The sequence below is a fragment of the Cellulosilyticum ruminicola JCM 14822 genome (assembly GCF_001311925.1).
Classification (GTDB): domain Bacteria; phylum Bacillota; class Clostridia; order Lachnospirales; family Cellulosilyticaceae; genus Cellulosilyticum; species Cellulosilyticum ruminicola.
On record NZ_BBCG01000019.1, the window covers coordinates 25,865 to 37,915 of the forward strand.

Genomic DNA, 12,051 nt, shown 5'->3' on the forward strand with positions numbered 1-12,051 from the left:
AAGCTATGCGTGTACCTTGTTCTAGAGTTTCCAGTACTGGCATCTTTATTTCTTTCTTTTCGTGATTTTGCTTAGGTGGAAAAATCACCTAAAATATATTAATAATTAAAGGTACTACAAAAACTATTAACCCTTGTATTGAAAATCCAAAGTATATTCCCATCTTAATTCCCCCCTTAAAATAGCTGGTATATTTTCTATATAGTTTATTTCCTATGCACTTTCTATTTGTCCTAATTCTACTAGATAAAACATCAATTCATAACCTAACTTTTGATAAAGCCTCATAGCTCTTCCATTATCTCCATTCATAGAAAGCACGACTTCTTGTTTGCCTCTTTGTTTAAGTTCTTCTAAAGCAGTAGCTATCAGCTCACTAGCTATATTTTGACGTCTATAATCCGGCACCACAAAGATGCTTTCTGTAGCGCCTCCTGTTTCACCCATATTCCAAATAGAAATGCCACCAACTACTTCTTCACCTACATAAGCCGCAAAGGCTTAAAGCTTTCATCCTGTGCACGAAACCAAAATTCACCAATGCTATCGGCTATGCCATCATTAGCCCTAGAAGTAGCCACAATATATTGCTGTACGCTTTCTTCATTTAAATCAAGTACCTTTATAGTTACCTCTTTTGGTATTGTATAATGCTCAATACTGCTTAAATCATATTTCAAAATAGGCAGCAGCTGATTAAAGCAAAAGTCGTTATGTAAAAATTGTTGCACCTTACCAAAATCATCTGATTTCGTATAGTAAATCAGTTTCATATTTTTATGAGGGTTTTCTTTTTGTAATCGCTGATAAACAGCTTTTGCCCCCTCTATAAGCGTTGGCAAACTTACTTCTTCCCCTAGCATGATACAATATTCTAAACAATTTATGTACAGTATCCGGCATTTCACAATACCAACCGCTATGATACCCCACAATACCTACACCTACGATTTCATTTTCCGCATCAACAACTGTAAATGCATTGCCCTCTTCATTATCTGTATGATCTTTTATTTCTAATCCTAGTATAAAACTATAGGTCATTACAAAATCAATATCTGTATCCTTAAATTGTCTTATTTCATACATTATCTTCCCCATCACTAAACTTTCTTTTTATTTATTTTCCTTATAAACTACTTTAAAATCTTCAAATACCACAGGCAAGTCTTCTTTTAAAATAGCATAATAAACCGTATCACAAACACCTGTATTATTCCAATCAGATTTTCGCCTCGTTCCTTCGTAAGTCATGCCACATTTTTGCATCACCTTACCTGAATTAGGATTGGCTACATCATGATAGGAAACAATACGTTTCATATCTACTTCTTCAAAGAAATACTTAATCACAGCGGCTAATGCTTCAGAAGCAATGCTTGATGCCAATACTTCCTTGAAATACAATAACCGATTACTACAGATTCTGTCTTCTCTTCAATATCAAAGCCGCCTATACTGCCTATAGCCTCATCTGTTTCTTTAAGCTCAATGCACCACTCATATTTATCTTCGTTGGCATAGCTAGCTACCCAATCCGTTAATATAGCTTTACTACATTCCACATCTGGATGGGTAGGCCAGGTTAAATACTTTGTCACTTCATCATCACTTGCCCAGTTTCTAAACATATCTTCTGCATCACTGATCTTAAACTGACGTAATATTAAACGACTTGTTTCGATTGTTTGTGTTCCTTTATGCTTCATAATACCCCATCTCCTTAAGCTTTAATAAATTTCTCCCATTATACTTTTGCACATTGTAATTGTCAATATTTTTACACTTTAATAATTTATTAAATCATTTTAAGCATAATAAGAAGGAGTTTATAACTTAGGGGGCTATAAACTCCTTCTTATTATGGGTATATTATATTATTTTAATGTCACATTAACGGCATTTACACTAGCATCACCGCTACCTAACATGCACCCGAAAGTATAGCTTTCGCCTGCTTTTAAATTAGGTTGCCATTCTGGATTACTGATTGTATATGTATTTTCTCCGTTACTTATTAAATTAGCACTCCATACTTGTGTAATAGGACGATTGGTTGTGAAAGTACAATTCCATCCATCTAAATCTTTACCTGTATTATTTGTAATTGTCACATTAGCTACTGCACCTTGACCCCAATCTGAGTTAATCACAATGCTTAATGGGCTTGTTGTTTCTTGTTGTTTATCGTCATCTTTCTTGTCTTCGTCTTTCTTATCTTCATCAAATGCACTAGCTGGTAAGTTTTCTACAAGTGCTTCTTCTACTAATTTTAAAGCTTCTTTTGGTTTGAAGTTTTCATCAAATAATCCACAGTATGGACTATTCATTGACCAGCTATAATCTGATGTTGGCATAGATGGATTATCATATAATCCCCAAATACTAATACCTGTTAATGGTTTATCTTCCCCTTCATTTAAACCAATAAACATATCAAATAATGCTTTGTAGAATTTAGCATGTTTTTCTATTGTTTCTGGACTATTGTCATAGTTACGTACAGCCATTTCTGTAACTTGAACTTCTACACCTAATGAATGGAATTTCTTAATAGCATTTTTGATTAAAGTAATATCTCCTGTATTCATACAGCCATCTTGTTTACCATAGCCACCGATATAACCTTGCATACCTACACCATCACAAAGTTTAATATATTCACCGTTGCTATCTTTTTCATAGCTATTTAAGCTCTTCACAAGATTACAGATTGCATCACGTTTTTCTGGATAGAATGTAGAGAAGTCATTGTAGAATAATTTAATATTTGTTTTTCCACCATTTTCAAGGGCACATTTATCAATAGCATCTTTAGCATATTTGAATGAGAGTTCAATGTAATCTGAACCAACTCTTTGTGACCAAATATTGTCTTCTACCCCTCTTGGATCATTAGCATCTAATTTACTAGATGGTTCAACACCTTCATTTACAACATCCCAGCAATAAATAACGCCTGGATATTTTGATTCAAAGTGTGTGACAACTTGTTCAATATAAGATTTTAAACGTTGTTTAGCTACTTCTTGACTTACATATGGTTTATTTGAATCATAACCTTCACGGAAGAACCAATCTGTCATATAAGCATCCCACACTAATGTATGTGCACGTACACCTAAGTTATTTTCTGCTGCATAAGCCATAATCTTATCACCAGCAGTATAGTTCATTCTTGGCATACCATCTGGACTGTTTTTAGATGCATATTGGTCAAGTAATGAATAAGCTTTCATTTCATTTGATGCTGTAATACTATTACAGTGGAAATTATTGATTGCTGTATTATTGCTGTTATAAATATTTGTATCTGTTACATTTGTACCGAATTTCATACCATAGTAATTCATAAGGCCTGCTAATGAATAATAACCGTTAGCATCTTTTTCTACACCTTTAACCAGGCCAGTTGGTCTAGCTTCTGTATTTCTAAGTTTTAATGAAATATCATTTACTGTCACAGTTTGACCATCTGTTAAAGACATAATTTGAATTTCAGCTAGTTTTTCTGTTTCATCTACTGTGAAAGTATAACTATCTGTTGTAGTTTCTTCTAAACCGTAACCTGGATAATCTGTTTTGAAAGGTTCTCCTGTTGCATCACATAATTTAATGCAGAATTGATAATCTGCTGTAATGTCTAATGTAACTTCTTTTACATTTTCTGATGTAATAGGACATGTAGCTGTTTGATATTTTTCTTCATAATCAATCACTGCTTTATCATCAGCTTTTGTAACAGTTACGCCATGACCATCTTTTACGCTTGATGTTGGTACCTTTACAATATTGCTAGTTGTAGCTGCGCCGCTTGTTTTTACTTCAAGGTTGTTAACTGTAAGGATTTGACCATCTGATATAGACATGATTTGGATTTGACCTAATTCCTCTGTACTAGGAATTGTATAAACGTAGTCATCTGTTGTGCTTTCTTCTACGCCGTAACATGGATAATCTGTTTCAAAGGCTTCTCCACTTGCATCACATAATTTAATGCAGAACTGTGAATCTGCTGTGATATTAAGTGATACCTCAGTTACATTACTTTGTTTTACTTTATATGTAGCTGTTTGATATTTTTCATTATATGTAATAGTAGTAGATACTTCATCTTGAGTAACTTTTACACCTGTTCCTGCTGACATTGGCACTGTTTGAGCATAAGCCATAGATAAACTCATTCCAACAGCCAAAGCAAATGCTCCCATTTTTCTCCATCTCATAGAAAATTTCGTTTTCATTCTACTTCATCTCCCCCTTATTTTTTTAACCATATACTCATATTTGTATTTAGCTTAATACATTACAAAAGTTTTTTAAAGAGCTCTAACATATTATGTATATTACATATACCTCACCTGTTATCTTGTAGTGACAACACGACAACACTAATCACTTATTTAGGCATACAAAAAGGCCATAACACGTTCAATCCGTGTTATAGCCTCGTTTATCTATAATTTTTTAATCATCATTAGACCTTGATTGTCATCAATTTCTAATTGCTCATGAATATGGGCATGCTCGATATAAAAAATACCTTTGCCGTCTGGCTGATAACCTCGTTTCGCATAAAGTCTTTGTGCTGCTGTATAAGGATCTGCAAGACCTACGCCCGCACCACAATAGTCACTACGCTCTAAAGCACGTCTCTCGAGTTCATCCATTAGCTTTGTCGCAATACCTCTACTTTTAAATGTATCTAGTACTTCTATGTCGGTGATTTCTGGTATTCCTTCTTCTTCAAAACCTTCATACTCACTTTCCCACAAAATAGTAGCATACCCTGCAACTTGACCCTTACAATAAGCAACAATGGTATTTCTCTTTCCTATACGGCCTGCCTCTAAATAGGATGTATAAAGCTGAGAGGTCCTAAGAACCCTGCCGGCGAATGCTTCTTCTAAATTTTTACAATCCGCTTCGTCCATTTCTCTCAGTATAATATCCCCTTCTATATCCATTTGTGTCCTCCGTTAACTTTTATTTAATAGGTTCATTCTCCTATTATACGCTTCACACTATACTTATGCAAGTAACACTTATTTCATGGCAATAAATTTTTCAATAACTTTAGCAACACCATCTTCTTCATTAGAATCTGTAATATAGTCCGCTACTTTTTTAACTTCATCAAAGGCATTCCCCATAGCCACACCAAGTCCAGCATATTCGATCATATCTAAATCATTTCCTGCATCACCTATGCAAATGACTTCTTCACGTTTAATGCCAAGGTGCTCACTTAAAGCTTTTACCCCAACAGCTTTTCCTGATTTTTTATTTAAGAACTCTAAGAAGTAAGGTGCACTTCTTACGATTGTATATTCATCATAAAGTATTTCTGGCAATTTTTTGATTACTTCTTCTAAAACTTCTACCGGATCAATAAGCATGATTTTCACAATATCTTCTTCTTCAGAAATTGTATCATAATCTACCTCATGTACAGGAATGCCATTAATACGTCCTTCTAACTGAGAATATTCATTCATTTTAGGTGTGATACAGCCATCTTTCGAGAAGGCATGAATATTTACACCAAGCTCTTTAGAAAGTTTGTAAAGCTTCATTAAATCGGTACCTTTTAAAGCACTTTTTGCAATCACTTCTCTAGTGCCTACATTTTGTACAATACTACCATTATAGCTTAATACATAATCCTCTTCTGTACAAAGTCCTAATTCTTCCAAATAGCGGTTAAGCCCTTCAATTGGTCTTCCTGAAGCTAATACAACTTTAACCCCTTGGTCATGAGCCATTTGGATAGCTTGTTTTGTTCTTTCAGAAACTGTTTTGTCTTCTCTTAATAATGTGCCATCCATATCTACTGCTATTAATTTATACATCTTAATTACACTCCTTATATACTACATTTCTTTTATTATACCAGTTTTTATGACTATATTCATACATAAGCTTAGGCAATGACCTATATTTTTTAACCTCTTGTACAAATAACATGTTCCTTTAAAAATTTTTCTACTTCTTTACGTTTATTGGAGGGGACTAAATAATCGCTTTTACGCGTAACAAGGCCACGTCCCTTATAGTTTACACGCAAAATAAGGCCATTAGCCTTTTCATACCACGTAAAGTTAACTACTTTTTCAAAACCAATAAGTTCAAGCTGTCTGCTGCTTCTTAGTCCTTCCTTTGTCATACACCATCTATGATGTGAAATATATTCTAACATATAATAAATCACAAGATAAATAGCAACTAGGTAAAGCATGATGCGTTCATTAAATGCCTTAGTGGCTGCGCCATACATGACTACAGCTACGAAGCCAATTAAAATCACAATGCCGCCGTAACGTAAAATTTGTTCCATCTTACCTTCTTCCATGCCTGAACTAATCACTTTCTTCGTTTCTAAACCATCATAAGTCTTTAAGGCTTTTTGCTGCGTTCTTAGTAAGGCCCCAAGCCATACAATTAATATAAGTCCAACTCCTATTTCCATTTTTCCTCCTTAATATACTACTTTCGATGTTTTTGAATTCTTATTAATTATTATATCATATACTAATAAATTAAGCAGTAATATACACCAATAAACCTTGTATCATTTAGGTAAAATATAAAAATGAGTGCAACTTCTCTAGCTCCACTCATTTTGTCAGCCTATCTATAACCTACCAATTATAATCTACGCTTTATTCTTCTTCATGAATTGTTTGTAAACCTGCATATATTGGATCAATAATACTTTCAAATGAACGGCTTACCTCTTTTATATCTTCCACTAAGTTAATAATCACTGTATTACGGCGAATTCCTGAAACACCTCTTGAAAGCATAGCCTTAGGATTGTATTGCATTTGATAATATCTTAAAGCTTCACAAATTCCTGGCGCTTCTTTATCTAATACGCCTTGTGTAGCTTCTGGTGTTACATCTCTCTTTCTAAAACCTACACCGCCTGTTGTAATGACTAAATCTACCTTTAAATCATCACACAACATAACGAGTGCTTCCTGAATACGATCTAATTCATCTGGTATAACAATATAATACTTAATATCAAAACCACGGCCTCTTAACATATAGTCTAATAATTTACCACTTTCATCTGCTTTCTCCCCACTTGCACTGCTATCACTTACACTCACAATGCCTGCTGTAAAAATCTTGCGTTCTTCTTGTTTTTCTTTGCTCTTTTTCATGTGGAATTCCCCCTTGAATTATGTATGTACTTATTGCCTTTTATATTGTCTCAACGCAAAAAGGCGAGAAAACATTACAATGTAATATTTTCTCGCCTTTGAGATTGCTATTTATTTATGACATGTTATCATTTATCAATCTATTTGTCAAGATTAACCTAAGATTGCTTCAACTGTGTGTGTTTCACCATCTTTGAAGTCAGGGATAATATTTCCTTCAACAACATTACCATCTACGATAAGAGATTTTATGCCACAGCATACGTGTGATGGGTTTTTAATACTGATTTCGTATTTAGAACCTTTGAACTGTCTTGTTACTTTATAACCATCCCAATCTTTTGGAATACATGGATCTACTTTAAGACCTGTGTAATCTGGTTTGATACCTAAAATCCATTGTGTAATTGTGATAAAGTTCCAAGCAGCTGTACCTGTAAGCCAAGAGTTTTTAGCTTCACCATGTCTTACAGCATCTTTACCTGCAACCATTTGTGAATACACATATGGTTCTGTTTTGTGGATATCACTGATTTCTTCAAGGTATGCTGGAGCAATTTTCTTGTAAACTTCAAATGCTCTATCACCATGACCAAGTACTGTTTCAGCACATGCAATCCATGGGTTATTGTGGCAGAAGATACCAGCATTTTCTTTATAACCAGCTGGATATGTAGAGATTTCACCCATTTCTACATAGTATTTTGTAAATGCTGGGCTGTTAAGAACGATACCGTATTTTGTATCAAGTCTTTCTTCTACTGATTTAAGTGCTTTTTCAGCCTCACCAGTCTCAGCACCAATACCCGCCATTACGCAGAAGCCTTGAGATTCGATGAAGATTTTACCTTCTTCATTTTCGTTACTTCCGATTTTATTTCCATAGAAGTCATAAGCACGAAGGAACCATTCTCCATCGTAACCATGAGCTAATGTATTCTTCTCCATTTCATCTACATTAGCTTGTGCTCTAGCTGCTTCTTCTTCATTACCTATTTGTTTGCAAAGTGCAACGTATTCTTTTCCGATCATAACATACATACCAGCAATGAATACTGATTCTGCAGCGCCACCAGCTTGATTTTCTGTTGTTTGGAATGATTCACCTGGTGTATTAGAGAAACAATTAAGGTTTAAGCAGTCATTCCAGTCCGCACGACCAATAAGTGGAAGTCCATGAGGTCCAAGGTTATTTGTAACGTGGTCAAGAGATACTTTTAAGTGATGGAATAATGTTGCTTTATTATTTTCATCATTATCAAATGGTACCATTTCATCTAAGATACCGAAGTCTCCTGTTTCTTTGATATAAGCAGTTGTTCCTAAGATAAGCCATAATGGGTCATCGTTGAATCCACTACCGATATCGTTATTACCTTTTTTAGTAAGTGGTTGATATTGGTGATAGCATCCACCATCTTCGAATTGTGTAGATGCGATATCAATGATTCTTTCTCTAGCTCTTTCTGGAATTTGATGTACAAATCCAAGTAAATCTTGGTTAGAATCTCTGAATCCCATACCACGGCCGATACCAGATTCGAAGTAAGAAGCACTACGAGACATATTGAATGTAACCATACATTGATATGCATTCCAAATGTTAACCATACGGCTAAGTTTTTCATCTTCGCAGTCTAATACATAATGAGAAAGTAAACTATCCCAAGATTCATTAAGTTCTTTAAATGCAGCTTCTACGCCTTCTTCTGTACTAAAACGTGCCATAATAGCTTCAGCTGGTTTTTTATTAATAATTCCTTTAGATTCCCATTTTTCATCTTCAGGATTTTCTACATAACCTAATGTGAAGATATATGTTTTTTCTTCACCTGGTGCAAGTTCTGCATTGATTTGATGAGCTGCGATTGGAGACCAGCCACTAGCTACAGAATTTTTACATTCACCATGCATAACGCTATCTGGTGCTTCAAATCCATTGTATAAACCTACGAATGAATCACGATCTGTATCAAAACCGTTAATTTCTGTGTTTACTGAATAGAAAGAGTAGTGATTTCTTCTTTCTTTGTATTCAGTTTTATGATAGATGGCACTTCCTTTGATTTCAACTTCACCTGTACTAAAGTTTCTTTGGAAGTTTGTAGAGTCATCTTGTGCATCCCATAAACAAAATTCTATGAAAGAGAATAATTTAATATCCTTAGCACTATTAGATGTATTTTTAACTTTTAATCTATGTATCTCTGCATTAACTCCTTTTGGTACAAAAGCGAGCTGCTCTACTCTAATACCATTTCTTTCACCTGTAAACATTGAGTAACCAAGACCATGTCTACATTCATAGAAAGAAAGTTCTTTCTTCACTGGTTTCCATGTATGTGACCATACGTCTCCACCATCATTAATATAGAAATATCTGCCCCCATTATCAATAGGTACGCTATTGTATCTAAAACGAGTGATTCTTCTAAGTCTTGCATCTTTATAAAATGTGTAACCACCACTTGTATTAGATATTAACCCAAAGAATTCTTCACTTCCTAAATAGTTAATCCAAGGGTAAGGTGTCTGAGGTGTAGTAATGACGTATTCACGTCTGTTATCATCAAAGTAACCAAATTTCATAGACTTTTTATCTCCTTCATTAATGATTTTATAAATTACATGAGTCTATTTTATTTTCTTAAGTAAATAAAGTAAATAGAAAAAATTGCATTTTTGATGGATAATTTTACACACTTACCTCCAATACATTGACTTTTAAAGTTTTATCAAAAATTACATAGTTCCCATTTTTCTGCCATTCAATCAAACTTTTGTAGAGATTTGTCATTCTAAAGTAACTTTTTGTATATGCCAGCCTAAAACTTCCTTCTAATTGTCCTGCAAATAAATTTTTTGCATTATAATCGCCAAATATATTTACAAAGCCTATAGCTAAAATTTCTATTAAATCGTGACCACAACAAATCTGCCACATCTCTTCTTCTCTCAAATTTAAACTATTTATTCTATTTGCCAATGCCTTTACTTCTATGGCATTAATTTTTCGCGAGCGAATAAGCACTTGTTTTATAAAGTTTTCAATATTAACTTCTAATGTCTGAGGATCAATAAATAACTCAAACTGCAAAAGCGAAAAATTAAGTCCCAGATTTTCTCGAAGGGAACACCATCTTAAATACCCGATGATTGCTGCATTTTTGAGCAAAATATGCATGACCCGGTCCTGCATACGGCCTTCAAATCTAGCATATTTATTCACATTCACATATTCTTTCATAATATCCTCATAAGCAGGTGATTTTAATAACATGCATTCTAAATCATGAGTATCTGTTAAATATAAATTAGGAATCTCTTGATCCAACCTTTCTATATGACTAAAATCAGCATCTACAATACCAATAATGCCTTCAATGCCTTCTTCATTACAAGCCTCTATACAGGCTTTCACATTTTGCTTACTATCTGCAATAATAATTTGACAAAATGATTCATCTACAAATTTACTGTATAACCGTAAATCTGTAACACCCTCAACTACAATAAAGCTTTTACTTTTCTTTCCACTTCGTAACATCTTAAGCTTCGTAATTAAACGCGTAGCATTTAGGTATCCTTTCATCAGCATTCCTCCAAACCAGTGGTTAAATCCCATCTGCCATTAATAATATCTGGCGAATGAGTTGCAATGATTAGTTTCACCCCCGTTAATGCTGCTATCTTTTCCATATCCTCTAAGAAACTTTGCTGCCAGGCAATATGCAACGAAATTTCAGGTTCATCAATTAAAATAAGAGCATTGACCTTAGACTTAAATAGGAGCTCAAAAATCAAGATAAGTTCATTTTGTTCACCTGATGAAAGTTTATCAGCATTTAACATCTCATGATAAGGCACTTCAAAGACAAACCCTTCCTCTTGACTTAAGATCATTTTCTTATAAGTGAAACGTTTATTAATAATTTCTCTCATAAGAGCTATACGTGGTGCTAATTCATCAAAAACACCTAATTTTTTCTGACTTTCTTCTATATACAGTTGAAGTGTCTTTAATATATACCAAGGCGTCTTTTCCGTAATCTCCACATCTTCTATATCCGCCTTTAATAACAAATCGATTTCTTCTAATGCGTTTCGCTTACTTTTCAAAAGCGCAAGTTCTGATTTAATCCTTTCATAAGATTCCCCATTTGTATTACTTGTCATTTCTTCTATAAGTCTTTTTGGAAAACTGCGATCTAGCTCTTCATTAATTTTAGCTGAATACGCCAAAGCATTTTTCATTAAAAACTTAAGTTCCTTAGCATAACGTATTACAGCTGGTACTTTTTCTTCCTTACAGCCGTTTTCTTGAATCAAACGATTAGCCCTAATAAGATGAATAGGAATTTGAGTGCGTAGCGCCTTTAAATTTTCTATGAGCTGCTTTTCCACAATCTTCTCAATCGTGCCATCTTGTGAAAGACAATTATAACTCTTTTCATTATTGTCACTTAAAATAATATACACTAATTCCTGTATGCATTCCTTATCACTGCGCCTCACCATGACACTGATACCCTTATTAAACATAATTTGAAATTTTGTAAAAGGAATCTGTAAAATCTCATCCAAACGATAATACATCACATAATCTATAAGTTTTAATAAAGTTGTTTTACCATATCCATTAGGTGCATGAATAATCTTAATACAGGCAGATTCATCAAATTTAATGCTATAGTGATGGATCCCATATAAATTTTCAACTTTCACCCCTATAATCTGCACGTTAAATATCACACCTCTCTTACTTAGGTTAATCATTTAAAGCCCCTCTACTTTATTTATATTCCCCTTTTTATATTTTCTTGACCACTTTACTAAAAATATCTTAATACAACCTTTTAAATCCACGCACAAAAAAGAT

Annotated in this window: 11 protein-coding genes and 1 pseudogene; all 12 read right to left on the minus strand. The window is 33.9% G+C overall.

Going from position 1 to position 12,051, the window contains the following annotated elements; genetic code table 11:
* Window positions 1–213 precede the first annotated feature (213 nt).
* On the minus strand, window positions 214–447 hold the full coding sequence (locus tag JCM14822_RS08520) for a GNAT family N-acetyltransferase (protein WP_054741477.1): 234 nt from the start codon (window positions 445–447) through the stop codon (window positions 214–216).
* A 35-nt stretch (window positions 448–482) separates the two neighbouring features.
* Complete coding sequence (locus JCM14822_RS08525) at window positions 483–842, minus strand: hypothetical protein (protein WP_172674795.1); 360 nt, start codon at window positions 840–842, stop codon at window positions 483–485.
* Window positions 778–1,089: a hypothetical protein gene (locus tag JCM14822_RS08530; RefSeq protein WP_054741481.1), complete on the minus strand. Its 312-nt coding sequence runs from the start codon at window positions 1,087–1,089 to the stop codon at window positions 778–780. The genes JCM14822_RS08525 and JCM14822_RS08530 overlap by 65 nt, the downstream gene beginning before the upstream one ends.
* A gap of 27 nt (window positions 1,090–1,116) precedes the next feature.
* Window positions 1,117–1,709 (minus strand): annotated as a pseudogene (locus JCM14822_RS24940) (GNAT family N-acetyltransferase).
* 168 nt (window positions 1,710–1,877) lie between these two features.
* Window positions 1,878–4,244, minus strand: a complete 2,367-nt coding sequence (locus tag JCM14822_RS21795) for an endo-1,4-beta-xylanase (protein WP_054741483.1) — start codon at window positions 4,242–4,244, stop codon at window positions 1,878–1,880.
* 213 nt (window positions 4,245–4,457) lie between these two features.
* Complete coding sequence (locus JCM14822_RS08545; protein WP_054741485.1) at window positions 4,458–4,967, minus strand: GNAT family N-acetyltransferase; 510 nt, start codon at window positions 4,965–4,967, stop codon at window positions 4,458–4,460.
* 78 nt (window positions 4,968–5,045) lie between these two features.
* Window positions 5,046–5,852, minus strand: a complete 807-nt coding sequence (gene yidA / locus JCM14822_RS08550) for a sugar-phosphatase (RefSeq protein ID WP_054741487.1) — start codon at window positions 5,850–5,852, stop codon at window positions 5,046–5,048.
* Between the two features lie 92 nt (window positions 5,853–5,944).
* On the minus strand, window positions 5,945–6,469 hold the full coding sequence (locus tag JCM14822_RS08555; RefSeq protein WP_054741489.1) for a hypothetical protein: 525 nt from the start codon (window positions 6,467–6,469) through the stop codon (window positions 5,945–5,947).
* A gap of 193 nt (window positions 6,470–6,662) precedes the next feature.
* Window positions 6,663–7,172 (minus strand): MogA/MoaB family molybdenum cofactor biosynthesis protein, encoded by a 510-nt coding sequence (locus JCM14822_RS08560; RefSeq protein WP_054741491.1) that lies wholly within the window; start codon window positions 7,170–7,172, stop codon window positions 6,663–6,665.
* Window positions 7,173–7,325: 153 nt separating this feature from the next.
* Window positions 7,326–9,761, minus strand: a complete 2,436-nt coding sequence (locus tag JCM14822_RS08565) for a GH36-type glycosyl hydrolase domain-containing protein (protein ID WP_054741493.1) — start codon at window positions 9,759–9,761, stop codon at window positions 7,326–7,328.
* Window positions 9,762–9,867: 106 nt separating this feature from the next.
* Complete coding sequence (locus tag JCM14822_RS08570; protein WP_054741496.1) at window positions 9,868–10,764, minus strand: DUF4435 domain-containing protein; 897 nt, start codon at window positions 10,762–10,764, stop codon at window positions 9,868–9,870.
* Window positions 10,764–11,948 (minus strand): AAA family ATPase, encoded by a 1,185-nt coding sequence (locus JCM14822_RS08575; protein ID WP_054741498.1) that lies wholly within the window; start codon window positions 11,946–11,948, stop codon window positions 10,764–10,766. The genes JCM14822_RS08570 and JCM14822_RS08575 overlap by 1 nt, the downstream gene beginning before the upstream one ends.
* Window positions 11,949–12,051: the final 103 nt, after the last annotated feature.